Origin of the sequence: Enterobacter sp. LU1 (genome assembly GCF_008271405.2) — a bacterium.
GTDB lineage: Bacteria > Pseudomonadota > Gammaproteobacteria > Enterobacterales > Enterobacteriaceae > Enterobacter > Enterobacter hormaechei_C.
Genome location: NZ_CP043438.2, coordinates 453,182 through 478,890 on the forward strand (window position 1 = coordinate 453,182; position 25,709 = coordinate 478,890).

Annotated in this window: 28 protein-coding genes; 16 read left to right on the plus strand and 12 right to left on the minus strand. The window is 56.0% G+C overall.

The window, feature by feature from the left end; all coding sequences use genetic code 11:
• Window positions 1-78: 78 nt before the first annotated feature.
• The gene (locus tag FZF21_RS02165; protein WP_063946195.1) at window positions 79-1,353 is read right to left on the minus strand and encodes an MFS transporter; all 1,275 of its coding nucleotides are present in this window, start codon (window positions 1,351-1,353) and stop codon (window positions 79-81) included.
• A gap of 195 nt (window positions 1,354-1,548) precedes the next feature.
• Between FZF21_RS02165 and FZF21_RS02170 the strand changes: the two genes are divergently transcribed.
• Window positions 1,549-3,171 carry an isovaleryl-CoA dehydrogenase gene (locus FZF21_RS02170; RefSeq protein ID WP_045907030.1) on the plus strand — a complete coding sequence of 541 codons (1,623 nt, stop codon included), beginning with the start codon at window positions 1,549-1,551 and terminating at the stop codon, window positions 3,169-3,171.
• Here FZF21_RS02170 and FZF21_RS02175 read toward each other — a convergent pair.
• The 3 genes from FZF21_RS02175 to bsmA all read right to left on the minus strand — a co-directional run bounded on the left by FZF21_RS02175 (window position 3,168) and on the right by bsmA (window position 6,023).
• A complete protein-coding gene (locus FZF21_RS02175; protein WP_047737054.1) occupies window positions 3,168-5,099 on the minus strand; it encodes a methyl-accepting chemotaxis protein in 1,932 nt (643 codons plus the stop codon). The genes FZF21_RS02170 and FZF21_RS02175 overlap by 4 nt on opposite strands.
• Window positions 5,100-5,269: 170 nt before the next feature.
• Entirely contained in the window at window positions 5,270-5,545 is a 276-nt protein-coding gene (gene yjfN / locus FZF21_RS02180) for a DUF1471 family protease activator YjfN (protein WP_017694671.1), read from the minus strand.
• Between the two features lie 148 nt (window positions 5,546-5,693).
• A complete protein-coding gene (gene bsmA, locus FZF21_RS02185; RefSeq protein ID WP_003856011.1) occupies window positions 5,694-6,023 on the minus strand; it encodes a biofilm peroxide resistance protein BsmA in 330 nt (109 codons plus the stop codon).
• Between the two features lie 137 nt (window positions 6,024-6,160).
• On the opposite strand from bsmA, the gene yjfP reads away from it, so the two are divergent.
• Window positions 6,161-6,883, plus strand: a complete 723-nt coding sequence (yjfP, locus tag FZF21_RS02190; protein WP_047737053.1) for an esterase — start codon at window positions 6,161-6,163, stop codon at window positions 6,881-6,883.
• On the opposite strand, the gene ulaR is transcribed toward yjfP, so the two are convergent.
• The gene (gene ulaR / locus FZF21_RS02195; RefSeq protein ID WP_149121106.1) at window positions 6,880-7,635 is read right to left on the minus strand and encodes an HTH-type transcriptional regulator UlaR; all 756 of its coding nucleotides are present in this window, start codon (window positions 7,633-7,635) and stop codon (window positions 6,880-6,882) included. The two genes, yjfP and ulaR, sit on opposite strands and share 4 nt — an antisense overlap.
• A 110-nt stretch (window positions 7,636-7,745) precedes the next feature.
• A complete protein-coding gene (ulaG, locus tag FZF21_RS02200; RefSeq protein ID WP_006810379.1) occupies window positions 7,746-8,810 on the minus strand; it encodes an L-ascorbate 6-phosphate lactonase in 1,065 nt (354 codons plus the stop codon).
• Between the two features lie 359 nt (window positions 8,811-9,169).
• Here ulaG and ulaA point away from each other — a divergent pair, with 359 nt between their 5' ends.
• Genes ulaA through FZF21_RS02230 form a run of 6 tightly spaced genes read left to right on the plus strand, consistent with a single transcriptional unit; the run spans window position 9,170 to window position 13,577 of the window.
• Window positions 9,170-10,570: a PTS ascorbate transporter subunit IIC gene (gene ulaA / locus FZF21_RS02205; protein ID WP_015572475.1), complete on the plus strand. Its 1,401-nt coding sequence runs from the start codon at window positions 9,170-9,172 to the stop codon at window positions 10,568-10,570.
• A 12-nt stretch (window positions 10,571-10,582) separates the two neighbouring features.
• The gene (gene ulaB, locus FZF21_RS02210; protein WP_003856022.1) at window positions 10,583-10,888 is read left to right on the plus strand and encodes a PTS ascorbate transporter subunit IIB; all 306 of its coding nucleotides are present in this window, start codon (window positions 10,583-10,585) and stop codon (window positions 10,886-10,888) included.
• 9 nt (window positions 10,889-10,897) lie between these two features.
• Complete coding sequence (gene ulaC / locus FZF21_RS02215; RefSeq protein ID WP_006810377.1) at window positions 10,898-11,365, plus strand: PTS ascorbate transporter subunit IIA; 468 nt, start codon at window positions 10,898-10,900, stop codon at window positions 11,363-11,365.
• A gap of 12 nt (window positions 11,366-11,377) precedes the next feature.
• Window positions 11,378-12,028 carry a 3-keto-L-gulonate-6-phosphate decarboxylase UlaD gene (ulaD, locus tag FZF21_RS02220; RefSeq protein ID WP_017694667.1) on the plus strand — a complete coding sequence of 217 codons (651 nt, stop codon included), beginning with the start codon at window positions 11,378-11,380 and terminating at the stop codon, window positions 12,026-12,028.
• Between the two features lie 9 nt (window positions 12,029-12,037).
• Complete coding sequence (locus FZF21_RS02225; RefSeq protein ID WP_015572478.1) at window positions 12,038-12,898, plus strand: L-ribulose-5-phosphate 3-epimerase; 861 nt, start codon at window positions 12,038-12,040, stop codon at window positions 12,896-12,898.
• On the plus strand, window positions 12,891-13,577 hold the full coding sequence (locus FZF21_RS02230) for an L-ribulose-5-phosphate 4-epimerase (RefSeq protein ID WP_017383945.1): 687 nt from the start codon (window positions 12,891-12,893) through the stop codon (window positions 13,575-13,577). Before FZF21_RS02225 ends, FZF21_RS02230 begins: the two co-directional genes overlap by 8 nt.
• Window positions 13,578-13,712: 135 nt before the next feature.
• Here the strand turns inward: FZF21_RS02230 and yjfY are convergent, their stop codons facing one another.
• Window positions 13,713-13,988 (minus strand): DUF1471 family protein YjfY, encoded by a 276-nt coding sequence (gene yjfY, locus FZF21_RS02235; RefSeq protein ID WP_017383944.1) that lies wholly within the window; start codon window positions 13,986-13,988, stop codon window positions 13,713-13,715.
• A 340-nt stretch (window positions 13,989-14,328) separates the two neighbouring features.
• On the opposite strand from yjfY, the gene rpsF reads away from it, so the two are divergent.
• From rpsF to FZF21_RS02260, 5 genes are all read left to right on the plus strand, one after another.
• Window positions 14,329-14,724: a 30S ribosomal protein S6 gene (gene rpsF / locus FZF21_RS02240; RefSeq protein WP_003856034.1), complete on the plus strand. Its 396-nt coding sequence runs from the start codon at window positions 14,329-14,331 to the stop codon at window positions 14,722-14,724.
• A gap of 6 nt (window positions 14,725-14,730) precedes the next feature.
• Window positions 14,731-15,045, plus strand: coding sequence for a primosomal replication protein N (gene priB / locus FZF21_RS02245; protein WP_003856035.1), 315 nt, complete (start codon window positions 14,731-14,733; stop codon window positions 15,043-15,045).
• Between the two features lie 4 nt (window positions 15,046-15,049).
• A complete protein-coding gene (gene rpsR / locus FZF21_RS02250) occupies window positions 15,050-15,277 on the plus strand; it encodes a 30S ribosomal protein S18 (RefSeq protein WP_000135199.1) in 228 nt (75 codons plus the stop codon).
• A 41-nt stretch (window positions 15,278-15,318) separates the two neighbouring features.
• Window positions 15,319-15,768, plus strand: a complete 450-nt coding sequence (rplI, locus tag FZF21_RS02255) for a 50S ribosomal protein L9 (RefSeq protein WP_006810372.1) — start codon at window positions 15,319-15,321, stop codon at window positions 15,766-15,768.
• 152 nt (window positions 15,769-15,920) lie between these two features.
• Window positions 15,921-16,850 (plus strand): DMT family transporter, encoded by a 930-nt coding sequence (locus FZF21_RS02260; protein WP_017383942.1) that lies wholly within the window; start codon window positions 15,921-15,923, stop codon window positions 16,848-16,850.
• Window positions 16,851-16,896: 46 nt separating this feature from the next.
• Here the strand turns inward: FZF21_RS02260 and FZF21_RS02265 are convergent, their stop codons facing one another.
• Window positions 16,897-17,535 (minus strand): OapA family protein, encoded by a 639-nt coding sequence (locus FZF21_RS02265; protein ID WP_015572481.1) that lies wholly within the window; start codon window positions 17,533-17,535, stop codon window positions 16,897-16,899.
• Window positions 17,536-17,766: 231 nt separating this feature from the next.
• Between FZF21_RS02265 and fklB the strand changes: the two genes are divergently transcribed.
• Both fklB and cycA read left to right on the plus strand, forming a co-directional pair.
• A complete protein-coding gene (gene fklB / locus FZF21_RS02270; protein WP_008502892.1) occupies window positions 17,767-18,387 on the plus strand; it encodes an FKBP-type peptidyl-prolyl cis-trans isomerase in 621 nt (206 codons plus the stop codon).
• Window positions 18,388-18,701: 314 nt separating this feature from the next.
• Window positions 18,702-20,111 (plus strand): D-serine/D-alanine/glycine transporter, encoded by a 1,410-nt coding sequence (gene cycA, locus FZF21_RS02275; RefSeq protein ID WP_015572483.1) that lies wholly within the window; start codon window positions 18,702-18,704, stop codon window positions 20,109-20,111.
• A gap of 86 nt (window positions 20,112-20,197) precedes the next feature.
• On the opposite strand, the gene ytfE is transcribed toward cycA, so the two are convergent.
• On the minus strand, window positions 20,198-20,860 hold the full coding sequence (gene ytfE / locus FZF21_RS02280; RefSeq protein WP_017383941.1) for an iron-sulfur cluster repair protein YtfE: 663 nt from the start codon (window positions 20,858-20,860) through the stop codon (window positions 20,198-20,200).
• Window positions 20,861-21,105: 245 nt separating this feature from the next.
• Between ytfE and FZF21_RS02285 the strand changes: the two genes are divergently transcribed.
• Window positions 21,106-22,755 (plus strand): methyl-accepting chemotaxis protein, encoded by a 1,650-nt coding sequence (locus FZF21_RS02285; protein ID WP_003856047.1) that lies wholly within the window; start codon window positions 21,106-21,108, stop codon window positions 22,753-22,755.
• 85 nt (window positions 22,756-22,840) lie between these two features.
• Here FZF21_RS02285 and FZF21_RS02290 read toward each other — a convergent pair whose 3' ends face one another.
• The 3 genes from FZF21_RS02290 to FZF21_RS02300 all read right to left on the minus strand — a co-directional run bounded on the left by FZF21_RS02290 (window position 22,841) and on the right by FZF21_RS02300 (window position 25,630).
• Window positions 22,841-23,800, minus strand: coding sequence for a DMT family transporter (locus FZF21_RS02290; protein ID WP_045350203.1), 960 nt, complete (start codon window positions 23,798-23,800; stop codon window positions 22,841-22,843).
• Between the two features lie 75 nt (window positions 23,801-23,875).
• Window positions 23,876-24,700 carry an AraC family transcriptional regulator gene (locus tag FZF21_RS02295; RefSeq protein WP_017694662.1) on the minus strand — a complete coding sequence of 275 codons (825 nt, stop codon included), beginning with the start codon at window positions 24,698-24,700 and terminating at the stop codon, window positions 23,876-23,878.
• Window positions 24,701-24,781: 81 nt separating this feature from the next.
• The gene (locus FZF21_RS02300; protein WP_015572487.1) at window positions 24,782-25,630 is read right to left on the minus strand and encodes an SDR family oxidoreductase; all 849 of its coding nucleotides are present in this window, start codon (window positions 25,628-25,630) and stop codon (window positions 24,782-24,784) included.
• Window positions 25,631-25,709 lie beyond the last annotated feature (79 nt).

Here is a 25,709-nt window from a genome sequence, read left to right on the forward strand (position 1 = left end):
GTGGCGGCTTCGCCTTACCCGGCCTACAAAAGCATGGTACCGTAGGCCCGGTAAGCGTAGCGCCACCGGGCAACAATCTCACTCCTCTAACGACCGTAAATGGTCATCCTTTCTCAGCGTCATCAGCGCGAAAATACTCACCACCGCCGTTGCCATCACGTAGTACGCCGGAATATCCAGATTGCCCGTCTCTTTAATCAGCCCGGTAATGATCAGCCCCGCACAGCCCGAGAAGATCGCATTCGACAGAGAATAGGCCAGCCCCAGCCCGGTATAACGCACGCGCGTCGGGAACATCTCAGACAGCATAGCCGGCCCCGGTCCTGCCAGCATCCCCACCAGACCTCCCGCAATCAGCACCACAATCGCTTTAACCGCCAGCGTGCTGGACTCCGCCTGCAAAATTTTCAGCAGCGGCAGGGCGAGGATCAGCAGGAGCACGGTGGCGATAATCATCACCGTGCGCCGCCCGATCCTGTCGCTCAGCATGCCCGACGGAATGATCGTGAGCGCAAACCCAATGTTAGAAATCACCGCAATCAGTAACGCCTGGTTAAAACCGGTGTGCAGCGCAGATTGCAGATAGGTCGGCATAATCACCAGATAGGTATAACCCGCCGCAGACCAGACCATCACGCGGCCAATGCCCATCAGGATGGTTTTGAACGTGGCGGCGGTGCTGGCCTGAGTAACAACCGGTTTTTCCCGTTGCTGCACAAAGCTCGGCGTCTCTTCCATGCTCACCCGCAGCCATAGCGCGACCGCACCCATCGGCAGCGCCAGGAAGAACGGAATGCGCCAGCCCCAGTCGTGCAAGGCTTCAGGGGAGAGCAGGGCAGAGAGCAACGCGACAATGGCTGCGCCCGCTAACAGCCCGAGCGCCACGGTAAAGGACTGCCATGCCCCGTAAAGACCGCGCTTGCCGCGCGGGGCGAACTCCGTCATCAATGAGACCGCACCGCCATACTCACCGCCCGCGAACAGTCCTTGCAGAATACGCAGGAGCGTAACGATCAGCGGCGCGGCAATCCCGATACTGGCGTAGACCGGCACAATACCGATGGCAGCGGTGGCGAGCGTCATCAATACCAGCACAATAATCAGCGTCGGTTTGCGGCCAATCCTGTCGCCAATGCGGCCAAAGACCACCGCACCCAGCGGACGGAAGAAGAAAGCGATGGCGAACGAGGCCCAGGTGAGGATCAGGCTGGTGAGCTCCGCCTCCCCCTCAAGCTGGAAGAAGTTTCTGGCAATCACCGTTGCCAGAAAACCGTAGACCGCAAATTCATACCACTCGATGAAATTACCGATGGAGCCTGCAATTAATGCACGCTTGTGCGCATCCTGTTGCATAACGATCCTCACATAAACGGGGTAGGAATAAATTATTCAGCATTAGTGAAGTAATGAAATAGTTTATTCTTATGTTCTGTGAGCTATTTCACGAATGATATCAACACGATCGTCATCGTGTGACCCCCCTCCCATGCAGCGTACATGCCCTCTGTCCATACTTACCTTTATTGCCAATGAAAGGAGGGAGACAGCATGCACTGGCAGACACATACCGTTTTTAATCAACCTGCACCGCTATCGAATAGCAACCTTTTTCTCTCTGATTGCGCCCTGCGCGATGCGGTAGCGCGCGAAGGGGCTGAGTGGGATGTGGATCTTCTTGCCAGCATCGGACAGCAGTTGGGTACGGCGGAGTCGCTGGAGCTGGGCAGGCTGGCGAACGTTAATCCGCCGGAGCTGCTGCGTTATGACGCCACGGGAGCGAGGCTGGATGACGTCCGCTTTCATCCGGCATGGCATCTTCTGATGCAGGGGCTTTGCGCCAACCGGGTGCACAACCTGGCGTGGGAGGAGGAGGCGCGGAAAGGATCGTTCGTCGCCCGGGCCGCGCGTTTTGTGCTGCATGCTCAGGTGGAGGCGGGAACGCTATGCCCGGTGACCATGACCTTCGCCGCCACGCCGCTGTTGCTACAGTCGCTGCCCAAACCGTTTGACAACTGGTTAACGCCGCTGATGAGCGATCGCTACGATCCCCATCTCGCGCCGGGGGCGCAAAAGCGCGGCCTGCTGATCGGCATGGGGATGACGGAAAAGCAGGGCGGTTCGGACGTACTCAGTAATACCACCAAAGCAGAGAAATGCAGTGATGGCAGTTACCGGCTGGTGGGGCACAAATGGTTTTTCTCCGTGCCGCAGAGCGATGCGCATCTGGTGCTGGCACAAGCGAAGGGCGGGCTTTCCTGCTTTTTTGTTCCGCGTTTTTTACCCGACGGGCAACGTAATGCCGTGCGCCTTGAGCGTCTGAAGGACAAGCTCGGTAACCGTTCAAATGCCAGCAGTGAGGCTGAGTTCCTTGATGCTTACGGCTGGCTGCTGGGCGAAGAGGGTGAAGGTGTCCGGCAAATTCTGAAGATGGGCGGGCTGACGCGCTTTGACTGTGCGCTTGGCAGCCACGGATTGATGCGCCGTGCGCTCTCGGTGGCGCTTTATCATGCCCATCAGCGGCAGACCTTCGGCAAAAATCTGATCGACCAGCCGTTAATGCGCGACGTGCTAAGCCGTATGGCGCTGGTGCTGGAGGGACACACGGCACTGCTGTTCCGACTCGCCCGGGCGTGGGACAACCGCACCGACCCGCAGGAGGCCGCATGGGCGCGGCTTTTCACTCCGGCGGCAAAATACAGCGTCTGCAAAGCGGGCATACCGTTTGTGGCAGAGGCAATGGAGGTGCTGGGCGGTGCAGGCTATTGCGAAGAGAGTGAACTTCCGCGGTTGTACCGTGAAATGCCCGTCAACAGCATCTGGGAAGGCTCTGGCAATATTATGTGCCTGGATGTACTGCGCGTGCTGGCGAAGCAGTCGGGCATTCTCGACCTGCTCGCCGATGATTTCGTGCAGGTCAAAGGTCAGGACAGGCACTTCGATCGCAGCTGGCGGCAGCTACAGCAGAAGCTGCGTAAACCGCAGGAAGCGCAGGGCAGGGAGATCGCGCGGCAGCTCTTTTTACTCGGGGCCGGAAGCCAGATGCTGCGGCACGCATCGCCGCCCGTGGCGCAGGCGTGGTGCCGCATGATGCTGGATACCCGAGGCGGCACGCTGATGAGCGAACAGGTGCAAAACGACCTGCTGCTGCGCGCCACGGGCCGAGTCGGTTAAGCCTTCAGCTGGAACAGGCTCACCAGCCGGGTGAGATGTGAACCCTTCTCGCGCAGCGTCTGTGCCGTCTGCTCGCTGCGCGAGATGCGATCGGCATTGATGTGCGATGCCTCACCGATGTGCGTCATCGCCAGATTCACCTGACCAATCCCCGCAGACTGCTCGCGGGAGGCGTGGTTGATTTCGGTGACAAGCTGGCTGATGTTATCGATATGAACAATGATGGCATCCATCGCCAGACGCGTCTGCTCAGACAGCGCATGGCCTTCGCTCACCTTGTTCAGCGTGTCGCCAATCAGCTGTTCAATCTCTTTTACCGCGTTGGCGCTGCGTGCGGCCAGGGCGCGCACCTCTTGCGCCACCACTGCGAAACCTTTCCCGTGCTCGCCCGCCCGCGCCGCTTCAACCGCCGCATTGAGCGCCAGGATATTGGTCTGGAAAGCGATGGACTCAATCACGCGGGTAATGTCTTCAATGCGTTTCGATGCATCACGAATATCATCCATGGTGGAGACTGCGTGGGTCACCGTCTCTCCACCCTGATGCACCGCGCGTGAGGTTTCCCCCACCAGCTGCTGAGTTTGCTCCATGTTGGCGGCATTTTGCTGCACGGTGGCGGCTAATTGCTCCATGCTGGCGGAGGTCTCCTCAACGCTGCTGGCCTGTTTGTTGATCTGTTCAGAGATCTCGCCGGTGTCTGAAGCCAGCGCGTTAGTCCCCAGATGGATTTCGCTTGCGGCCTCGCGGACCTGCAACACAATTTTTTGCAGGCCGCCCCCGATCCCGTTGATGGCATCAATCAGCTGGCCGACCTCATCCTGGCGGGTTACCGGCAGGCTGGCGCGCAGATCGCCTGCGGCATACTGCCGGGCAAGCGCGATCACTGCGCGCAGTGGGCGGGTTAGCATCCGGCGAATGAGGATAACGAACAGGCCCGCGAAGAGCACGGATAGCACCACGCCCGCCATCAGGAAGCGATCGCGCAGCGTGGTGACGCTTGAAAGCAGTACGGCTTTATCCACTTCACCCACGATGGTCCAGTTCCAGCCCGGCAGCGGCGTGTAGGCAACTTTGAGCGTACGGCCATCTGCGCTCACGCGCTCCAGCGTGCCGGCTTTATCACTCAGAAGCTGCTGCTGTGTCGCCGTATCCCAGTTGGGCAGTTTGCCCTCTTCGCTGGCATGGAACAGATACTGTCCGCGCGTTTTGCCGCTGCTGCGATCCAGTACAAAGAAGTGGCCGCTCTCGCCCAGACGACGGTTAAGGATTTTCTCGCGCATGACGTTCCACGAATGGGTGATGTCCACGCCGACAAAGATAATCCCGATAACCTGGCCTTCCGCATTTTTAACAGGCTGGTACTGCGTGATATAGCGCTTGCCGAACAGAAGCGCGAGGCCACGATAGACCTCCCCTTTAGTGACAGCCGCAAATGCCGGGCTGGTGGTATCAAGAACGGTTCCGATGGCGCGGTCGCCATTCTCTTTGCGCAGCGACGTGGCCACGCGGATAAAATCGTTACCGCTGCGGACAAACAGCGTCGAGATGGCGCCCGTTCGGCTCAGGAAGTCATCAGAAAGCGTATTGTTTTCATGCAACTCCGTTTCGCCGCCTTTCAGCAGAGGAACGGTAAGCCCGTTTATGGTCCGGCTCTGGCTGCTGTCGCTGTTCAGCGGCTGTGGCAAAAAGGTGGTGAACAGACGGGTATAGCTTTCAACCTCTTCGCTCAGGCTGGTGTTGAACATCTCTACCATATCCACCATGCCGGTGGACTGGTTATGCAGGTCTTCAACCGCAAGATCTTCAAGCTGCTGGCTGGCGTTGTGGCTCAACAGAAAAGTGAACAGCAAAAAAAGCGTGGCGACACTTGCACCTGTTAGCAGCGATAGCTTCGTGCCCAGACCTGCCCGGCGGAAAAAGGTGATCATAAATTGCTCATTATTGAAAAGTGATGGCTGTTCAACGGCAGAGCGAAGAGAACGTTTATCTGTTTAATGTAACTGAATGTTACATATTTGTTTTTATTAAGTTTCGGGAGAGGTAAAAAATTTGCAAAAGTGAAAAGCCACTAAAATTAAGTGGCTTTTATCGGAAGGGATTATGCATAAAGAATGGCCTGCACGCGCCAGTGATTAACATGGTTATCTTCCTGCATCTGGACGATGCGATACCAGGATGCGCCCTGTTCATCGGCCTTCAGGGCGACGACACGTTCAACGTCTTGCGGACTTCCCGTGATATTATTGACGGAGATCTGACCAATCTCGTTCAGGCCCGTGACGCAATCCGCGCTGGCAAATTCGGCCGACTGCGCCGTGGTGCTCAGCAGGCCCGCTGAAAGCAATAGCGTCGTTAAAGCAAGGGTTCGTTTCATCGTCAGCTCCTTTTCACGTGTCTCCGGTATCCGCCGGGCAATCCTTCGCGAATAAACTCATTTCCATTGTTGCTGGCATGGAGTTTATTGTGGACAGGAAAATGTCTACGGACGCAAAGCAGTGTAAAAGTCGTTCAAATGATGATGCTTACTTACGGTATAAAATTCCCTGGGCGTACCACTGTCCCGTAATAATGGTTTCATCAATCATCGTGATGACGTAATAATCTGCTTTTGCGGCAACGGCCTGTGCTTCAATTGCGTCTTCTGCATCATCCGGGGAACCACGAACCATCGCGGATACGGTACCCAGGCGTTGTAATCCTTCCGTCTGATTACGACGAATTTCCTGAGGATGATCGGTAACCGGCGGCGCCGGTTCTGGCGTACCCTGCAATACGGAACATCCGCTGAGCAGCGAGACCAGCAATAAAGCGGTAAGCCTGCGCATAAACCTGTCTCTTTTCCTGATAGCCATAGTGTAGTTGTCTGCGAATTTAGTTTTGGGGGAATGTTCCCGAAGTGTTATCTGGGACGTAGATTTCGAATGAAAATATCGTGAAACCGTAATCCAGCTCTCAACATTATGAATCATTCATCAGCACAGGATCGACAATGATTGAAATTGAAACTCGCCAGCTGAGTGAGCATGAAATCATCCATGCTTTTCCGGCTGGTAAAGGTGAACTGCCGCTGCCGACGGTAGTTTTCTATCATGGCTTTCTCTCCTCGAAGCTGGTCTACAGCTATTTTGCCGTCGCGTTGGCGCAGGCCGGTTTCCGGGTGGTCATGCCTGATGCGCCGAATCATGGGGCACGCTTTACGGGCAATGAGCAGGCGCGGCTGGGGCTGTTCTGGCAAACGCTGCACGGCAATCTGACCGAGTTCGCCGGGCTGCGTGACGCGCTCTTGCAGGCCGGGCTGGTGGAGGGGAAACGGCTGGCGGTCGCAGGCGCATCAATGGGCGGAATGACGGCGCTGGGGATCATGGCCAGGCATCCGGAGGTGACGTCCGTCGCTTGCCTGATGGGATCGGGCTACTTTACATCACTGGCAAAGACGCTGTTCCCGCCGCAGGCCCCTCAGGAGATTGAGACCCTGTTGTCTGAATGGGACGTCAGCCATGCGCTTTCACAGCTGGCCGATCGTCCGCTGCTGCTGTGGCATGGGGATGCCGATGACGTCGTACCGCCCGGTGAAACGTTCCGCCTGCAACAGGCGCTACAGCGCGAAGGGCTGGACAGCAATCTGACCTGCCTGTGGGGAGCAGGTGTCCGGCACCGTATTACCCCGGCCGCGCTGGAGTCAACCGTGGAATTCTTCCGTCAGCACCTTTAAACGCGCAGCACTGTGACACCCTGATCCTCGAGCTTGCTGAGGATCTCGGGGTTGGCGTTTTTGCCGGTGATCACCATGCTGATTTGCTCGGCGCGGCTGAAAAGCATGCCAGCGCGTTCACCGACCTTGCTGCTGTCGACCAGCACCACCAGCTTGCCCACCACGTTAAGCATGTTCTGCTCTGTCATTGCGGTGAGCATATCGGTTTTATACAGGCCATCCGCCGTCAGGCCTTTGCCGCTGGTAAACATCCAGTGCCCGGCGTAGAGGCTGTTTTCACTGTCCTGCGGGCTCAGGGTGATGGACTGGCTCTTGTTATACTGGCCGCCCATGATCACCACGCTTTCATGTTCCTGGTCGATGAGATAGTTGGCCAGCGGCAGATAGTTGGTAATGATTTGCACCGGCTTGCCGCACATCTCACGGCCCAGCAGAAACGCCGTCGAACCGCAGTTGATTACCACGCTCTCCCCAGGATTCACCAGCTGTGACGCCGCTCTGGCAATCCGCACCTTTTCATCGTGATTCTGCGCCTGGTGGATGTTCATCGGCGTCCAGCGTGGACGCTGCTGGCTGATGGCCTCTGCGCCGTTGCGGACTTTTTTCAGCTTGCCGCTCTCATCCAGCTTGTTGATGTCCCGCCGCGCGGTAGCGGGGGAGATCCCTAAACGTTCGATCACTTTCTCGACGGTGATAAACCCTGTTTGCGCCAGGAGTTCCAGTAAAATTTGATGCCGTTGCGCTTCCGTCATGAGCTATTCCGATAAGAATTGATTTGAAAAGATGATATTTGAAATAGCGTGAAATTACTAAAATAAAAATGACATCGCCAGACGCAGGGTCTGGCGATTGGGCCTCGGTATCAGAGGAAGGACTTGAACGGCAGGTCTGGTTCAATTGTAAAGCAATCATCGAAACCACGCGGGTAGTGGTACTCAAGATTGTCTTTATCCAGCGGCCAGGTGAACTTGCCGCCAACCTGCCAGATGAACGGCTTGAAGCCATACTTGAGGCGGTCTTTTTTCATCTCCCACAGGACGCGGATCTCTTGCGGATCGGCCTGGAAGTTTGACCAGATATCATGGTGGAACGGGATCACCACTTTGGTGTTCAGCGCTTCGGCCATACGCAGCATGTCCGCGCTGGTCATTTTGTCGGTGATCCCGCGTGGGTTTTCACCGTAAGAGCCAAGCGCCACGTCAATCTGGTGCTCGTTACCGTGCTTCGCGTAGTAGTTGGAGTAGTGGGAGTCACCGCTGTGATACAGGGAACCGCCAGGCGTTTTGAACAGATAGTTCACTGCGCGCTCGTCCATCCCGTCTGGCAGTACGCCTGCGGCTTTCTGATCGGCAGGCAGGGTGATCAGCGCGGTGCGGTCAAAGGCATCAAGCGCGTGAATCTCAATGTCTTTGATTTTCACCACGTCGCCCGGCTTCATCACGATGCAGCGCTCTTTTGGCACGCCCCAGCCAATCCACAAATCCACGCAGGTCTGCGGCCCGATAAACGGTACGTCGTCCGCGCAGTTTTGCATTACCGCTGCCGCCACGTTCACGTCGATATGATCGTTGTGATCGTGGGTAGAGAGAACGGCATCGATCTGGCGAATGGCAAAAGGATCAAGCACAAAAGGCGTGGTGCGCAGGTTCGGCTGGAGCTTTTCAACGCCGGCCATACGCTGCATCTGGTGGCCTTTTTTCATCAGTGGATTGCCGTGGCTCTGTTTGCCGGTGCCGCACCAGAAATCGACACAAATGTTGGCGCCGCCTTCTGATTTCAGCCAGATCCCGGTGCAGCCCAGCCACCACATCGCAAATGTGCCAGGAGCAACCTGTTCCTGCTCGATCTCTTCGTTCAGCCAGCTACCCCACTCCGGAAAGGTACTCAGAATCCATGATTCACGGGTGATGGTTTTCACTTTACTCATCGTTTGACTCCTGGTTTTAATCAAAAGTAATCATACTGTGACTTGTTGTGATTAATGCTGGCACTGTTTGAATCGATTTGCAATGGCTGTTTTGCGGAAAATTCCCCTCGCCACATCACAGAAAAAACATCATGACGTTGTTAAGATAACCGCTACAAATGGTTAATATATTGAAATTTAAGAATTTATTTATTGGGCTGTATCGGTAGTGAAAATCATTACTAACACCATGGAAATAAATTGCGTGATCCGTCACAAATAATCAAATGCAATCTTGTGATGATTATTTGTGATTAATAGAGTGATGACACCAACCACACAGGGATTGCCCCTCGTGTTCTCATTTTCTGGAGAGAGTTATGGAGATCCTCTACAACGTCTTTACCGTTTTCTTTAATCAGGTAATGACCAACGCCCCGCTGTTGCTGGGTATCGTGACGTGCCTGGGGTACATCCTGCTGCGCAAAAGCGTCAGCGTGATTATCAAAGGCACCATCAAAACCATCATTGGTTTTATGCTGTTGCAGGCGGGGTCTGGCATTCTGACCAGCACGTTTAAGCCGGTTGTTGCCAAAATGTCAGAGGTGTACGGCATTAACGGCGCCATCTCTGACACTTACGCGTCCATGATGGCCACCATCGATCGTATGGGGGATGCGTACAGCTGGGTTGGGTATGCGGTACTGCTCGCGCTGGCGCTGAACATCATTTACGTGCTCCTGCGCCGCATCACCGGTATTCGCACCATCATGCTCACCGGGCACATCATGTTCCAGCAGGCGGGGCTGATTGCGGTTTCTCTCTATATCTTCGGCTACCCAATGTGGACCACCGTCATCTGCACGGCAATACTGGTCTCGCTTTACTGGGGCATCACCTCCAACATGATGTATAAGCCAACGCAGGACGTTACGGACGGCTGCGGCTTCTCCATCGGTCACCAGCAGCAGTTCGCCTCCTGGATTGCTTACAAAGTTGCGCCGTACCTGGGCAAAAAAGAGGAGAGTGTTGAAGACCTCAAATTGCCTGGCTGGCTGAATATCTTCCACGACAACATCGTCTCCACGGCAATTGTGATGACCATCTTCTTCGGTGCCATCCTGCTCTCCTTTGGCATTGACGTGGTGCAGGCGATGGCGGGTAAAACCCACTGGACGGTCTATATCCTGCAAACCGGTTTCTCCTTCGCGGTGGCCATTTTCATCATCACCCAGGGCGTGCGTATGTTCGTCGCCGAACTGTCGGAAGCGTTTAACGGCATCTCCCAGCGCCTGATCCCTGGCGCGGTGCTGGCGATTGACTGTGCGGCTATCTATAGCTTTGCGCCAAACGCCGTCGTCTGGGGCTTTATGTGGGGCACCATCGGCCAGCTGATTGCGGTCGGCATCCTGGTGGGCTGTGGCTCCTCAATCCTGATTATTCCTGGCTTTATCCCGATGTTCTTCTCCAACGCCACTATTGGCGTATTTGCTAACCACTTCGGCGGATGGCGCGCAGCGCTCAAGATCTGCCTGGTGATGGGCATGGTTGAAATCTTCGGGTGCGTGTGGGCGGTCAAGCTCACTGGCATGAGCGCCTGGATGGGCATGGCGGACTGGTCAATTCTGGCGCCGCCGATGATGCAGGGCTTTGCGTCCGTCGGGCTGGTCTTTATGGCCGTCATCATCCTGATTGCCCTGGCTTATATGTTCTTCGCTGGCCGTTCGCTGCGGGCTGAAGAAGATGCAGAAAAACAAACAGCAGAAGTGTCTGCTCATTAAGGAGTTTCGATTATGACCGTACGTATCCTGGCTGTGTGTGGCAATGGGCAAGGTAGCTCCATGATCATGAAGATGAAAGTGGACCAGTTTTTAACCCAGTCAAACATTGACCACACGGTGAACAGCTGCGCAGTGGGTGAATACAAAAGTGAACTGAACGGCGCGGACATCATCATCGCCTCAACGCACATTGCCGGCGAGATTAGCGTGTCGGGCAACAAATATGTGGTAGGCGTACGCAACATGCTTTCGCCTGCGGATTTTGGACCAAAACTGCTGGAAGTGATCAAAGAGCACTTCCCACAAGACGTGAAGTAAGGATGCCACATGAAACTACGTGATTCGCTGGCAGAGAATAACTCCATCCTTTTACAGGCCGAAGCCAGCACCTGGCAGGAAGCGGTGAAGCTGAGCGTGGACCTGCTGGTTAAGGCGGACGTTGTCGAGCCGCGTTATTACCAGGCCATTCTGGATGGCGTGGCGCAGTTTGGACCCTATTTTGTGATTGCCCCGGGGCTGGCTATGCCGCATGGCCGTCCGGAAGAAGGCGTCAAGAAAACCGGTTTTGCGCTGGTGACATTGAAAAAACCACTGGTGTTCAACCACGAAGATAACGACCCGGTCGACATTCTGATCACCATGGCGGCTGTCGATGCCAACACCCACCAGGAGGTGGGGATCATGCAGATCGTCAATCTGTTTGAGGACGAAGCCAACTTTGACCGTTTACGCGCCTGCCGTACCGCGCAGGACGTGCTGGATTTAATTGATAACGCCACTGCGGCGGCCGTTTAAGAGGAATTGAAAATGTCATTACCAATGTTGCAGGTCGCGCTGGATAACCAGACTCTGTCTCACGCTTACGAAACCACCCGTCTGATTGCGGAAGAAGTGGACATCATCGAAGTCGGCACCATTCTGTGCGTGGGCGAAGGCGTTCGTGCGGTTCGTGACCTGAAGGCGCTCTATCCGCATAAAATCGTGCTGGCGGATGCCAAAATCGCCGACGCGGGCAAAATCCTCTCTCGCATGTGCTTTGAAGCCAACGCCGACTGGGTCACCGTGATCTGCTGTGCGGATATCAACACCGCGAAAGGCGCGCTGGACGTGGCGAAAGAGTTCAACGGCGACGTGCAGATTGAACTGACCGGTTTCTGGACCTGGGAGCAGGCGCAGGAGTGGCGCGAAGCGGGTATCCAGCAGGTGGTTTATCACCGCAGCCGTGATGCGCAGGCCGCAGGCGTGGCGTGGGGCGAAGCCGATATCAGCGCGATCAAACGTCTGGCCGATATGGGCTTCAAAGTGACCGTCACCGGTGGCCTGGCGCTGGAGGATCTGCCGCTGTTCCAGGGTATCCCGATTCACGTCTTTATTGCCGGTCGTAGCATTCGTGATGCTGCGTCTCCGGTGGAAGCGGCGCGTCAGTTCAAACGCTCAATCGCTCAGCTTTGGGGTTAAGGAGCGGGTATGTTGTCAAAACAGGTCCCGCTTGGCATCTATGAAAAGGCACTCCCTGCGGGGGAGTGCTGGCTGGAGCGGTTGCAGCTGGCGAAGCAGCTGGGTTTCGATTTTGTCGAAATGTCTGTGGATGAGACGGACGAGCGTCTTTCTCGCCTGGACTGGCGCCGCGACCAGCGTCTGGCGCTGGTGAGCGCCATTGCCGAAACCGGCGTGCGCGTGCCATCCATGTGCCTGAGCGCTCATCGTCGTTTTCCGCTTGGCAGCGAAGATGATGCTGTACGCGCCGAAGGGCTGGAGATCATGCGTAAAGCCATTCGCTTTGCACAGGATGTCGGCATCCGCGTGATCCAACTGGCGGGTTACGATGTTTACTATCAGGAAGCCAACGATGAAACGCGCCGTCGTTTCCGGGAGGGCCTGAAAGAGAGCGTTGAGATGGCAAGCCGTGCGCAGGTGACGCTGGCAATGGAGATCATGGATTATCCGTTGATGAACTCCATCAGCAAGGCGCTGGGCTATGCGCACTATCTGAACAACCCATGGTTCCAGCTTTATCCGGATATCGGAAACCTGTCGGCATGGGATAACGACGTACAGATGGAGCTTCAGGCGGGCATCGGGCATATCGTGGCGGTGCACGTTAAAGATACCCGTCCTGGCGTGTTTAAAAACGTACCGTTCGGCACCGGGGTGGTGGATTTCGAACGGTGCTTCCAGACGCTCAAACAGACAGGTTATTGCGGGCCTTACCTGATTGAGATGTGGAGCGAAACCGCGGACGACCCGGCGGCAGAAGTGGCGAAAGCCCGGGACTGGGTGCGCGAGCGCATGGCGCGGGCAGGGCTGATGGAGGCGGAACATGCTTAAGCTGAAACAGCAGGTCTTTGAAGCCAATATGGATCTCCCGCGCTATGGACTGGTGACGTTTACCTGGGGCAACGTAAGCGCCATCGATCGCGAGCAGGGGCTGGTGGTGATTAAGCCGAGCGGCGTGGCCTATGACGCCATGAAAGCGGACGATATGGTGGTGGTTGACCTGGAAGGACACGTCGTTGAAGGCAAATGGCGCCCTTCTTCTGATACGGCAACCCACCTGGCGCTGTATCAGCGTTACCCGTCTCTGGGGGGCGTTGTGCATACCCATTCCACGCACGCCACCGCCTGGGCACAGGCCGGGCTGGCGATCCCTGCTTTGGGTACGACGCACGCAGATTACTTCTTCGGCGATATTCCCTGCACGCGAGCGTTAACGCAGGCTGAGGTCGAAGGCGAGTACGAACTTAACACCGGCAGGGTCATTATCGAAACGCTGGGTGAGACGGAACCACTGCATACGCCGGGTATTGTGGTGTACCAGCATGGTCCGTTCTCCTGGGGTAAAGATGCGCATGACGCCGTGCATAACGCGGTGGTGATGGAAGAGGTGGCCAGAATGGCGTGGATTGCGCGCGGCATTAACCCACAGCTTCAGGGCATTGATGATTACCTGATGAACAAGCATTTCATGCGTAAGCACGGCCCGAATGCTTATTACGGGCAGAAGTGAATAAGTGCTCTGGAATACCGAAACAGTTGTAACCGGTGGTATTCCGGAGCCATTCATAAAAAAAGCCCCCGGGCAGGGGGCAAATTATATATAGCTTTGATTTTCGTTGGCTTTCCTGGTGCTAGCGATGAAGCGTTACTGGTAAATATCTGCACTGGCGTGCATATTACCGTTGCTGCCGGGCTCACGTGTCAGCATGACGTGATAGTATTTTGCGCCCTGCGCATCGGTTTCTTCATTAAGCGCCTGATCTGCTTCACTTTCAGTGGCGAAGTTATGATTGATGTAAATAACGCCTAAGCTCTGCACATCATCCATGTTTCTGGCCTGTTGGCTGTCTATTCTGATGGCTGCCATCGCGTTTGCACTGAGCAAAAGTGCAGCCAAAATGGCGATTGCGATTCTTTTCATGATATGCGCTCCACGACTGCGTGCTGTGATACGGGGTAATGTTCTCCTTCTCTGTTCAGTGTCTCTGATTAAAGTGTAATCGCTACCCGGGTTGCGATGGGTGACCATTTCTGATGGTGTTGTTCAAAAAAACAGCGCTTCTGATGAGTGCGATTTTAAATCACCCACTTAGAACAGCTTTACCCTTTGTGCGAATTATTTGTGCAATCAGCTTGAGTTTCCTGGGGGGCGCAAGTATTATGACGCGTCAATTTTTCAGCCGACCTTTAACACGTTCCTTGCCTCCCCGGGCCTCGGCTGACCCAGACAGGAGGCTGAATAATCCGTAAGGAGCAATTCGATGCGTCATTACGAAATCGTTTTTATGGTCCACCCTGACCAGAGCGAACAGGTTCCGGGCATGATCGAGCGTTACTCTGCTGCCATCACTGGTGCAGAAGGCACGATCCACCGTCTGGAAGACTGGGGCCGCCGTCAGCTGGCTTACCCGATCAACAAACTGCACAAAGCACACTACGTTCTGATGAACGTTGAAGCTCCGCAGGAAGTGATCGATGAGCTGGAAACTACCTTCCGCTTCAACGATGCCGTTATCCGCAGCATGGTTATGCGTACCAAACACGCAGTGACCGAAGCATCTCCGATGGTTAAAGCGAAAGACGAGCGCCGTGAGCGTCGCGATGATTTCGCAAACGAAACCGCAGATGATTCTGATGCTGGGGATTCTGAAGAGTAATTTCTGATGACCAACCGTCTGGTGTTGTCCGGCACCGTGTGCAGGACCCCCCTTCGAAAGGTCAGCCCATCAGGAATTCCGCATTGCCAGTTCGTGCTTGAGCATCGTTCTGTGCAAGAGGAAGCCGGGTTTCACCGGCAGGCGTGGTGCCAAATGCCCGTAATTATTAGCGGACACGAAAACCAGGCCATTACTCACAGTTTAACGGTCGGTAGCGCAGTAATCGTTCAGGGGTTCATTTCTTGCCACAAGGCAAAGAACGGCCTGAGCAAAATGGTTCTGCATGCCGAGCAGATTGATTTGATAGATTCTGGAGACTAGCCATATGGCACGTTATTTCCGTCGTCGCAAGTTCTGCCGTTTCACCGCGGAAGGCGTTCAAGAGATCGACTATAAAGATATCGCAACGCTGAAAAACTACATCACCGAAAGCGGTAAGATTGTCCCAAGCCGTATCACCGGTACTCGTGCAAAATATCAGCGTCAGCTGGCTCGCGCTATCAAACGCGCTCGCTACCTGTCTCTGCTGCCGTACACTGATCGTCATCAGTAATCGGGCACGGTCCATTAATACGACTTTAAGAGGATAAGGTAATGCAAGTTATTCTGCTTGATAAAGTAGCAAACCTGGGCAGCCTGGGTGATCAGGTAAACGTTAAAGCGGGTTACGCTCGTAACTTCCTGGTTCCACAGGGTAAAGCTGTTCCAGCTACTAAGAAAAACGTAGAGTTTTTCGAAGCACGTCGTGCTGAACTGGAAGCCAAACTGGCTGACGTTCTGGCGGCTGCTAACGCTCGCGCTGAAGCAATCAACGCACTGGGCACCGTTACTATCGCGTCTAAAGCTGGCGACGAAGGTAAACTGTTCGGTTCCATCGGTACCCGCGATATCGCTGATGCAGTAACTGCGGCAGGCGTTAAAGTGGCTAAGAGCGAAGTTCGTATGCCGAACGGCGTTCTGCGTACCACTGGTGAGCACGAAGTTGACTTCCAGGTTCACAGCGAAGTGTTCGCTAAACTGGTTGTTAACGTAGTAGCTGAGTAATTTTTTACTCTGCTCGCGTCGAAGCGCCGGCCTTGTGCCGGCGTTTTGCTTTTTAGCGTGACCCTGCGTCATCTTTTGCTCTTGTAAGGTCGCTATTCCTGACGCATTCTCTGATAATAAATTGAAACGCAATTTTATTTATGAGATTTGTCATGGATACTGCTCTGCCCACGCCCGTCTTTGCCCGTCGCAATGTGGCCTATGCCTGCGCCACACTCTGCTGTCTGCTTTGGGGAAGCTCGTACCCGGCCATTAAAAGTGGCTACGAACTCTTTCAGATCGCGACCGATGATATCCCCTCCAAAGTCGTCTTTGCCGGATACCGTTTTCTGTTTGCCGGCGCGTTGCTGCTGCTTTTTGCCCTGGCCCAGCGAAAGCCGATTGGCAGGCTCACGCCCACGCAGTTTGGCCAGCTCACGATCCTCGGACTGACCCAGACCTCCCTCCAGTACACCTTCTTTTATATCGGCCTGGCCTACACGACCGGGGTGAACGGCTCCATCATGAATGCCACCGGGACCTTCTTCAGCGTGCTGCTGGCGCACTTTATCTACCACAACGACAAACTCAGCTATAACAAAACGCTGGGATGTGTTCTGGGCTTTGCCGGGGTTATGCTGGTGAACTTCCACAGCGGGTTAAGTGAGTTCCAGTTTGTCTGGAAAGGTGACGGATTTGTGGTGCTGGCCGCCTTTATTCTCTCTGCGGCCACGCTTTACGGGAAACGCATTTCCCAGACCGTTGACCCGACGGTGATGACTGGCTGGCAGCTGGGGATAGGCGGGGCGGCACTGGTTGCGGGAGGCTATGCCACGGGCGGGACGCTGGAGGTGCACAGCATGAAAGCCGTCGCCGTGCTGGGGTATCTGACGCTGCTCTCATCCGTGGCGTTCGCCCTGTGGAGCGCGCTGCTGAAAGTAAACCGCGTGAGTATGATTGCCCCGTTCAACTTTGTCATACCTGTAGCAGGGACGGTGCTCTCCGCCATCTTCCTCGGCGAAAACATTCTGGACATCAAATACGCGATTGCGCTGGTGCTGGTCTGCTCGGGGATTTGGTGGGTGAATAAACGGCGTGCCTGAGAACAAAAGTGCCGGGTGGCGGCATCGCCTTACCCGGCCTGGGCCATTAACGTGCTCTGATGAAACTGCCGTCCGGCTGGCGGGTAAACAGTACCTGCTGCCCGTTTCCGGTATCGATCGTTAACCCGGTTACCACCCCGCTGGCATTCTGGCGGATCTGCACCATCTGACCATTTTGCAGGTTGCTGAGCGGTTTGCCTGCCCCCTCGACTTGCGCCATGGCATACACATCCGTTGCTGGCAGATTGTGGTCGCGGAACAGCTGGGCAAGAGTTTTCCCAGGCTCTACGCGATACGAACGCCACTGCTGCTCAATGCCGGTGGGCTGTTGCGCCTGTGGCTCTGAAGGGGCGGCGGCCTGCTCCTGATCTTCCTGAACCGGTTCAGGTTCAACCGGCGCAACCTGGCCCGGATCGTTAGACGGTGTGACCAGCTGCGTCTGCATCGGCTGTGAATCAGGCTGCGGCTGGCTTTGCGACTGGATATCCAGCTCAGCATTCCGGCTGACCGGCGCGGTATCAACGTTGTCACTGCCGGAAGGAAGCAGGAAGCCGATGACGATCAGCAACGCGCCGATAATAATGCCTCTGCGGTGCAAAGGCGGCAGCGGGTCCATGATGCGAAAGTTATCCGGCGCATGCCAGATTTTCGCCAGGGTAGGTTTCAGTTCAAATCGCCCGGGCATGGCTCTCCTCCTGCTCCGCGTCTTTTTATCCTGTCCTGAGAAGTGTAGTTTGCTAACTGCCTGATGGGCGTAACAAAGCCAGCTTTCGTGACATATATTAGGGAAAATCCTGACGGCTACTATTGTTTCCGTTTCGTCGCAGTTTGTCACCTTTACTTAAGACAAAGTTTTACCCATAAGGGCATGGCTGATATGCTGCCCGCTACTTTAAATGTGATGGAAGGAAAACCCATGACCACCCCGACTTTTGACACTATCGAAGCGCAGGCAAGCTACGGCATCGGCTTGCAGGTAGGACAGCAGCTGAGCGAATCCGGCCTGGAAGGTCTGTTACCGGAAGCGCTGGTGGCGGGTATCGCTGACGCGCTGGAAGGCAAGCAGCCCGCTGTGCCGGTTGACGTTGTGCACCGTGCGCTGCGTGAAATCCACGAACGTGCTGACGCCGTACGTCGCGCGCGTTTCGAAGAGATGGCGGCAGAAGGCGTGAAATATCTGGAAGAGAACCGTGAGCGTGAAGGCGTGAACAGCACCGAGTCCGGCTTGCAGTTCCGCGTAATCAATCAGGGTGATGGCGCAATCCCGGCGCGTACCGACCACGTTCGCGTACACTACACCGGTAAGCTGATCGACGGTACCGTGTTCGACAGCTCCGTCGCACGTGGCGAACCGGCTGAGTTCCCGGTCAACGGCGTTATCGCAGGCTGGATCGAAGCCCTGACCCTGATGCCAGTAGGTTCCAAATGGGAACTCACTATCCCGCACAACCTGGCTTACGGCGAGCGTGGCGCTGGCGCGTCCATTCCGCCATTCAGCACCCTGGTGTTTGAAGTCGAGCTGCTGGAAATCCTGTAATCGGTTTTTCTTATTTTCCTCTCTCCGATCGGGGAGAGGAAAATAGCGATAAAACCCGGAGTTACGACGAAATCAACATTTTGTATTGCAAACGAAACTGTTACGTGTATTTTTGTGAGCTGTTTCGCGCTGTATGAGTGATATGACACTCACTTTCAACATATTATTAACATAATATTCAAATCATAGTATTCATCCCGCCGATTCTTACCTACTATCGATTAGTCCTTACACAGGGTCCGTCATTTATTTGGCGTATATAAAGGCCAGAAGAGCCTTAACAACACAGACAGGCATAAACAGGAAAATATCACATGGTAGATCAGGTCAAAGTCGCCGCCGCAGAAGAGGCGACGTCTGAACAGTCGCTACGGCGAAATCTCACGAACCGTCACATTCAGCTTATTGCCATTGGTGGAGCCATCGGCACCGGGCTGTTTATGGGCTCGGGCAAAACCATCAGTCTTGCCGGCCCGTCGATCATCTTCGTTTATATGATCATCGGTTTTATGCTCTTTTTCGTGATGCGTGCAATGGGTGAATTGCTGCTGTCGAATCTCGAATACAAATCCTTCAGCGACTTCGCGTCAGACCTGCTCGGCCCGTGGGCGGGCTATTTTACCGGCTGGACCTACTGGTTCTGCTGGGTGGTTACCGGCATGGCGGATGTTGTCGCTATTACGGCCTACGCCCAATTCTGGTTCCCCGGCCTGTCGGACTGGGTGGCTTCGCTGGCGGTGATTGTTCTGCTGCTGAGCCTGAACCTCGCCACCGTTAAAATGTTCGGTGAGATGGAGTTCTGGTTCGCGATGATCAAAATCGTCGCCATCATCGCGCTGATTGTCGTCGGGCTGGTGATGGTGCTGACGCACTTCCAGTCGCCAACCGGCGTACAGGCCTCGTTTGCCCATCTGTGGAATGACGGCGGCTGGTTCCCGAAAGGGATCAGCGGCTTCTTTGCCGGCTTCCAGATAGCGGTGTTTGCGTTTGTCGGGATTGAGCTGGTCGGTACCACGGCGGCGGAAACCAAAGATCCGGAGAAATCCCTGCCGCGCGCGATCAACTCCATTCCGCTGCGTATCATCATGTTCTACGTGTTCGCGCTGATCGTCATTATGTCCGTGACGCCATGGAGCTCGGTGGTGCCAACCAAGAGCCCGTTCGTCGAGCTGTTCGTGCTGGTGGGGCTGCCTGCTGCCGCGAGCCTGATTAACTTCGTGGTGCTGACCTCTGCGGCCTCTTCCGCGAACAGCGGCGTCTTCTCCACCAGCCGTATGCTGTTCGGCCTGGCGCAGGAGGGCGTTGCTCCGAGCGCGTTTGCCAAACTGTCTAAACGCGCGGTACCGGCGAAAGGGCTGACCTTCTCCTGCATCTGTCTGCTGGGTGGTGTGGTGATGCTCTACGTCAACCCGAGCGTAATCGGCGCGTTCACCATGATCACCACGGTGTCGGCGATCCTGTTTATGTTCGTCTGGACCATCATCCTCTGCTCGTACCTGGTGTACCGCAAGCAGCGTCCACACCTGCACGAGAAGTCGATCTACAAGATGCCGCTGGGCAAGCTGATGTGCTGGGTGTGCATGGCGTTCTTTGTCTTCGTGCTGGTGCTGCTGACGCTGGAAGAAGATACCCGACAGGCGCTGATGGTCACGCCGCTGTGGTTTATCGCGCTGGGGCTGGGCTGGCTATTTATCGGTAAGAAACGTATGGCGGGCATGCGTTAAGCATGTTGCCGGGTGGCGCTGACGCTTACCCGGCCTAGGTTCGCGGATGTTGTAGGCCCGGTAAGCGCTAGCGCCACCGGGCTTTTTTATTTACCCGATAATGCACGCGGGAACAGAACGTTATTCTCAAGACTGATGTGTTCCATCAGATCGTCGATCATCTCGTTAATGCCGTTGTACATGGCTTTCCAGGTGGTGCACGCTTCTGGCGGCGGTGTGACGTTGTCGGTGGTGTGTTTGATCACTTCCAGCAGTTCGCCGGCGTCATCATGTTCGCTTTCCATCACGCTGATGGGCCCCATGGCCTGGCTGCCCATGCCCTGTTTGATCATCGGGAAGAGGATCTGCTCCTCTTTCATCATGTGGCTGGAAAGTTCTTCGTGCAGCATGGTCAGATATTTCGCCAGGCCGCGCGGTACGGAAGGTTTATCGGCATGAACGCGTTCAACTTTGGTCGCCTGTAAAATCAGCTCCGGCAGCTGCTCGCGGTGACGGTCGTGGTAACGCACAATGATATGGTCGATGATTTCAGCCAGCGGCGCGGTGCGCCAGTCTTTGTCGACGGGCTGTTCAGCCAGCTGAGCCAGCTCCGCTTCGATAGCCTCCACATCCAGCTCTTTACGCGACGCTGCGCGCGCCAGCGTTTGCTTACCACCGCAGCAGTAATCCATATCGTATTTACGGAACAGCGCAGAAGCGCGAGGGATGGAGAGCGCCAGCTCGCCTAAGGGTTGGTCGCGGAAGGCCATAGCAGTTACCTCATCATCAGAAATATAAGATGCATTTTAAATGCATCTTTAGGTGGATACTATAACCCTTTAGAGGCAAGGGTGAAAATGAGAAGGGGATCACAAAAAAAGCGTGCTTTTAACTTGCTGATTGAATGCAGAAAAGGGCTTTCGAAAGTTTTTAAAGGTGGAGAAACAGTAAACAACCTGCCGAACGTGCCGATAGATACAGGTCAGACAATACCTGTATATAAAAAAGGCAACGCATGTTTAAACGTATAAAAGTCATTACTCTTTTGATTTCGGTGCTGCTTGTGCTCGGCATCATGCAGCTGATCTCCGCTGGCATTTTCATTAACGCACTCAATAACGATAAAGAGAACTTCACCGTTTCTCAGCTTTCCAGCCAGAACGTCGCGGAGTTTACCGACGCCTGGATCAGCCTGAACCAGGCGCGCGTCACTCTCAACCGCGGTATGCTGCGCCTGCAAAGCAGCATGGCGTCGCAGATTAACGGCGGGCAGCTGAACGAGCTGGTCAATACCGCGAAAAACCTGCTGGCCGATGCCCAGACCCATTACGATAAATACTACGCGCTGCCGGAAACGCCGGGTATGGACGAGCACCTGGCCGATCGCCTGGAAGAGCAGTACCGCGTCTACTCCGCCACGCTGACGCAAATGAACGTTCTGCTGGGGCAGGGCAATCTGGAAGATATGTTCAAACAAAATGCCGAACAGAAGCAGACCGCGATGCAAAAGGTTTATCGCGAGTGGCGTGAGGCGCAGGCCGCGCTGACCGCCAAAGGTATCCAGGACAATGAAAGCGACTACAAACGCATTCTGTGGATCCTTTCTGCGGTGATGCTGCTGGTGATCGCGGTGATTATTTCCAGCTGGATTGCGATGCGCCGTGTGCTGCTGCTGCCGCTGGAAGAGGTGATCAACCATATCCGCGCCATTGCCGCAGGGGATTTAACCCAGCCGATTCAGGCTGAGGGTAAAAATGAAATGGCGATCCTGGCGCGCAACGTTCAGGAGATGCAGACTGCGCTGGCCAACACGGTGGGCGTGGTGCGTGAAGGCGCAGATACCATCTACACCGGCGCGGGTGAAATCTCGGCGGGCAGCAACGATCTCTCCTCTCGTACCGAGCAACAGGCCGCTTCTCTGGAAGAGACGGCAGCCAGCATGGAACAGTTAACCGCCACCGTGAAGCAAAACGCCGATAACGCGCGTCAGGCGTCGCGTCTGGCGCTGGACGCCTCCTCCACCGCGAAGAAGGGCGGTAACGTGGTCGAGGGCGTTGTGCGCACCATGGACGAAATCGCCACCAGTTCCAGCAAAATCGCGCAAATTACTAATGTGATCGACGGCATTGCTTTCCAGACCAATATTCTGGCGCTGAACGCGGCGGTAGAAGCGGCGCGCGCGGGCGAGCAGGGACGTGGCTTCGCGGTTGTCGCGGGCGAGGTGCGTACCCTTGCCCAGCGCAGCGCACAGGCGGCGAAAGAGATCAAAGCGCTGATCGATGATTCCGGCGAACGCGTCAACGCGGGTTCTCAGCTGGTAAATGAAGCGGGCGCGACGATGGCGGAGATCGTCAATGCGGTTACGCGCGTGACGGACATCATGGGTGAGATTGCGTCGGCCTCCGACGAACAGAGCCGCGGTATCGACCAGGTGGGTCAGGCGGTGGCGGAGATGGATCGCGTCACCCAGCAGAACGCCTCGCTGGTGGAAGAGTCTGCGGCGGCAGCGGCGGCGCTGGAGGATCAGGCTGCACGCCTGAACGACGCGGTGGCGGTGTTTAAGATCACCCGTAACCAGGCGGTGAAAGCCGCGCCGGTAAAGACCTATGCACCTAAAGCGCAGCCCGTCGCGGCGGCGTCTGAAGCGAACTGGGAAACTTTCTGATACTGTGCCGGGTGGCGCTGACGCTTACCCGGCCTACGGTTTGTAGGCCCTGCAAGCGAAGCGCCGCTGGGCGAAAAGCTCACCCCTACGACGCCGGAACGACCATCGGTTTTTCCGGCTTCGCTCTCACCGCAATCACCACCCCAACGACCAGCAGCGCGATCCCGCAGGCCGTTAGCAGCGGCGGCACGCTCTGACGCATCAGGAAGGTATAGAGCAGCCCTGCCAGCGTCTCAAAGACAATCAGCGGCCCCAGTATCACCGTCGGCAGCTTCTGGCTGGCAATGTTCCAGCACAGCGCCCCCACCCACGAACAGAGCACGGCAATGGCGACCATTAACCCGACGAATACCCACGGGCGCGGTCCGAAGGGCAGGGTAAATGCCGGTTGCTGGCTACCCAGCCAGACACACGCGCCCACATAGCCCAGCAACGAGACAGGGAGGGTGACCAGCGCCTGCGCCGTCGCCCACATCATCGGATGTTTATCCGGGTTTTCCCGCAGCCAGCGTGCGTTGCGCAGGGCATACCAGGCCCAACAGACAACCGAGATAAACGCCAGAAAGATCCCTGAACCGTAACGCCACAAGCTGAAGTTTTCGAGGCCGTGGCGAAGCTCGGCAATATTCACGCACACCAGCCCCACGGCAATGCAGACCAGAGCGGGCGCCATTTTTGACCACGCCAGTTTGCCGTCACGCTGGCTGTAAAGCAGGTTCGCGAAAACCGGGATGACCACCGGCAGCGTGCCGATAATCATGGTGGACACCGGCGCACCGGTGCGCTGAATGGCGCTCGCCAGACAGACGTAGTAGATCAGATTACCCATCATGGTCAGCGCCAGCGCGGTGAGCCAGTCCTTGCGGCCCAGCTGACGCAGACGCGCGCGCCCCAGCCACGCCAGCGGCACGGCAATCAGCCCCAGCGCCAGGTAACGTCCGGTCGACTGCAAAATTGCCGGGTACTCCGGCACAATCAGCGGGCCGACAAAAATCAGCCCCCACATCAAACCCGCAAGCAGGGCATACAACACGCCGCTAATCATTTTTCCATCCATCTTGATTCACTTTGCGATCAGTGTAGGAGGGCAAAACGCGCGCGTATTGTATGAGGTTGCGCATTAGCGCGGCATAACCTGTTTCTGGTAGCGCACGGGCGTGATGCCGTAGCGACGGGTGAAGGCGCGGGTTAAATGCGACTGATCGGTCAGCCCGGTCGCGGCGGCCACCTCGGCGGCAGGCATGCCGTGGGTGAGGAATGCTTTTGCGCGCCACAGCCGGATGGCCATCAGCATCTGGTGGGGCGTAACGTGGAAATGGGCTTTGAACTGGCGCTGAAAATGGTACGGGCTGAGCGAGACAACGTTAGCCAGCTCGTCCAGGGTCAGCGAGCGCATATAGTTGTCGTGCAGATAGTCGCGAACGCGTTCGAAGCGGTGCGCGGCCTCCTGCACCACCGGCGCATGATGGGCCAGTGGCTGAAAAGTCTGAATCAAATCCAGTAGCAGCCCCTTCTGCGCCAGCGGATCGTTGGTGTGCCACAGGCCGTAAATTAACCGGCCAATCTGCTGCGAGCGCAAAGGGTCGTGGCGCGTGACGTCATTAAACCACCAGTGACGCAGGCCGGTGACCTCTTCCAGCAGGTCGGGTTCGATGTAGACCATTCGGTAGCGCCAGCCGCCTTCGGTGGCGGATTCCCCTGTGTGGATCTCGTCCGGGTTCATGGTCACGACGGATTTTTCCGCGGCAAGATGCTGGGTACCGCGATAGCGGAAGCGTTCGGCACCGGTTTCGATGGTGCCGATACCGAAGGCTTCATGAGTGTGAGGCTCAAAGGCGTAGTCAGAGATATGGGCGTGATAAAGCTCCAGGCCCGGCAACTGCGCCAGATGGCGAAAGCGCGCGCTGTCTCTCTCATCAGTGAACTGTTCCGGTACGCCTTGCACGGTGAGCCTCCTTGTGGGTCATCGCTTCATTATCAGAGATGACCCGAGGGGATGCCACAAAAAATAACCAATTTTTAACAACTACAGGATGGCTTTGACGCTTTCCGCCAGTGATGTGGTTGGGTGGCCGATCAGTTTGCTCAGGGTACGGCTGTCGTCGAACAGGCCGCCTTTGGACGCGCCGGTGTCGGAGTCCGCCAGCATCTCCGCCAGCCCGGCAGGCAGACCAACGCCCTTCAGCGCAGCGGCGAAATCGGCTTCGCTGAGGTTCTGATACGTTACCGGCTTACCGCTCTGCTTGCTCAGTTCCGCAGCCAGTTCGCTCAGCGTCCAGGCATTATCACCCGCCAGTTCATACACCTTGCCGGCATGACCCTCTTCAGAAATCACTTTCGCTGCCGCCGCCGCGTAATCCGCACGGGTCGCAGAGGCAATTTTGCCTTCGCCTGCGGCACCCATAAATACGCCGTGTTCCAGCGCTGGCGGCGCGCTTGCCAGGTAGTTTTCGGTGTACCAGCCGTTGCGCAGCAGAGCGTAAGGCACGCCGGAGGCCGCCAGGGCATTTTCGGTTTCGACGTGCTCAACGTGCAGACCCAGCGGAGATTTGTCAGCATGCAGCAGGCTGGTATAGGCGATGAATTTCACCCCGGCGGCTTTGGCGGCGTTTATCACGTTCTGGTGCTGTACGGCACGCTGGCCCACTTCGCTGGAGGAGATGAGCAGTAGTTTATCCACGCCGTTCAGCGCGGTGGTAAATGCGGCTTCATCGGTGTAATCCGCCTGACGCACAACGACCCCTTGCTGACGCAACGCTTCGGCTTTCGCCGGGTTACGCACAATAGCCACGATCTGGCTGGCTGGAACGGTTTTCAGCAGTTCTTCAATAACGTGTTGGCCAAGCTGGCCGGTTGCGCCGGTAATCGCGATCATGATGAATCTCCTTCGTGTTTGTCTGGTGTTGTGGCACACTATCACCATAACTAACTTTTAGTAAGTACGTACAAAAAGG

Bases quoted from the DNA above. Each gene is read 5' to 3' on its own strand.
- FZF21_RS02225 (WP_015572478.1), top strand. From the start codon at position 12,038: ATGTTGTCAAAACAGGTCCCGCTTGGCATCTATGAAAAGGCACTCCCT.
- ulaR (WP_149121106.1), bottom strand. From the start codon at position 7,635: ATGACGGAAGCGCAACGGCATCAAATTTTACTGGAACTCCTGGCGCAA.
- yjfN (WP_017694671.1), bottom strand. From the start codon at position 5,545: ATGAAACGAACCCTTGCTTTAACGACGCTATTGCTTTCAGCGGGCCTG.
- FZF21_RS02290 (WP_045350203.1), bottom strand. From the start codon at position 23,800: ATGATTAGCGGCGTGTTGTATGCCCTGCTTGCGGGTTTGATGTGGGGG.
- rpsF (WP_003856034.1), top strand. From the start codon at position 14,329: ATGCGTCATTACGAAATCGTTTTTATGGTCCACCCTGACCAGAGCGAA.
- FZF21_RS02170 (WP_045907030.1), top strand. From the start codon at position 1,549: ATGCACTGGCAGACACATACCGTTTTTAATCAACCTGCACCGCTATCG.
- FZF21_RS02260 (WP_017383942.1), top strand. From the start codon at position 15,921: ATGGATACTGCTCTGCCCACGCCCGTCTTTGCCCGTCGCAATGTGGCC.
- ulaB (WP_003856022.1), top strand. From the start codon at position 10,583: ATGACCGTACGTATCCTGGCTGTGTGTGGCAATGGGCAAGGTAGCTCC.
- ulaC (WP_006810377.1), top strand. From the start codon at position 10,898: ATGAAACTACGTGATTCGCTGGCAGAGAATAACTCCATCCTTTTACAG.
- yjfP (WP_047737053.1), top strand. From the start codon at position 6,161: ATGATTGAAATTGAAACTCGCCAGCTGAGTGAGCATGAAATCATCCAT.
- ulaA (WP_015572475.1), top strand. From the start codon at position 9,170: ATGGAGATCCTCTACAACGTCTTTACCGTTTTCTTTAATCAGGTAATG.
- rpsR (WP_000135199.1), top strand. From the start codon at position 15,050: ATGGCACGTTATTTCCGTCGTCGCAAGTTCTGCCGTTTCACCGCGGAA.
- cycA (WP_015572483.1), top strand. From the start codon at position 18,702: ATGGTAGATCAGGTCAAAGTCGCCGCCGCAGAAGAGGCGACGTCTGAA.
- ulaD (WP_017694667.1), top strand. From the start codon at position 11,378: ATGTCATTACCAATGTTGCAGGTCGCGCTGGATAACCAGACTCTGTCT.
- FZF21_RS02230 (WP_017383945.1), top strand. From the start codon at position 12,891: ATGCTTAAGCTGAAACAGCAGGTCTTTGAAGCCAATATGGATCTCCCG.
- bsmA (WP_003856011.1), bottom strand. From the start codon at position 6,023: ATGGCTATCAGGAAAAGAGACAGGTTTATGCGCAGGCTTACCGCTTTA.
- FZF21_RS02285 (WP_003856047.1), top strand. From the start codon at position 21,106: ATGTTTAAACGTATAAAAGTCATTACTCTTTTGATTTCGGTGCTGCTT.
- yjfY (WP_017383944.1), bottom strand. From the start codon at position 13,988: ATGAAAAGAATCGCAATCGCCATTTTGGCTGCACTTTTGCTCAGTGCA.
- rplI (WP_006810372.1), top strand. From the start codon at position 15,319: ATGCAAGTTATTCTGCTTGATAAAGTAGCAAACCTGGGCAGCCTGGGT.
- priB (WP_003856035.1), top strand. From the start codon at position 14,731: ATGACCAACCGTCTGGTGTTGTCCGGCACCGTGTGCAGGACCCCCCTT.
- FZF21_RS02300 (WP_015572487.1), bottom strand. From the start codon at position 25,630: ATGATCGCGATTACCGGCGCAACCGGCCAGCTTGGCCAACACGTTATT.
- FZF21_RS02265 (WP_015572481.1), bottom strand. From the start codon at position 17,535: ATGCCCGGGCGATTTGAACTGAAACCTACCCTGGCGAAAATCTGGCAT.
- FZF21_RS02165 (WP_063946195.1), bottom strand. From the start codon at position 1,353: ATGCAACAGGATGCGCACAAGCGTGCATTAATTGCAGGCTCCATCGGT.
- fklB (WP_008502892.1), top strand. From the start codon at position 17,767: ATGACCACCCCGACTTTTGACACTATCGAAGCGCAGGCAAGCTACGGC.
- FZF21_RS02175 (WP_047737054.1), bottom strand. From the start codon at position 5,099: ATGATCACCTTTTTCCGCCGGGCAGGTCTGGGCACGAAGCTATCGCTG.
- ulaG (WP_006810379.1), bottom strand. From the start codon at position 8,810: ATGAGTAAAGTGAAAACCATCACCCGTGAATCATGGATTCTGAGTACC.
- ytfE (WP_017383941.1), bottom strand. From the start codon at position 20,860: ATGGCCTTCCGCGACCAACCCTTAGGCGAGCTGGCGCTCTCCATCCCT.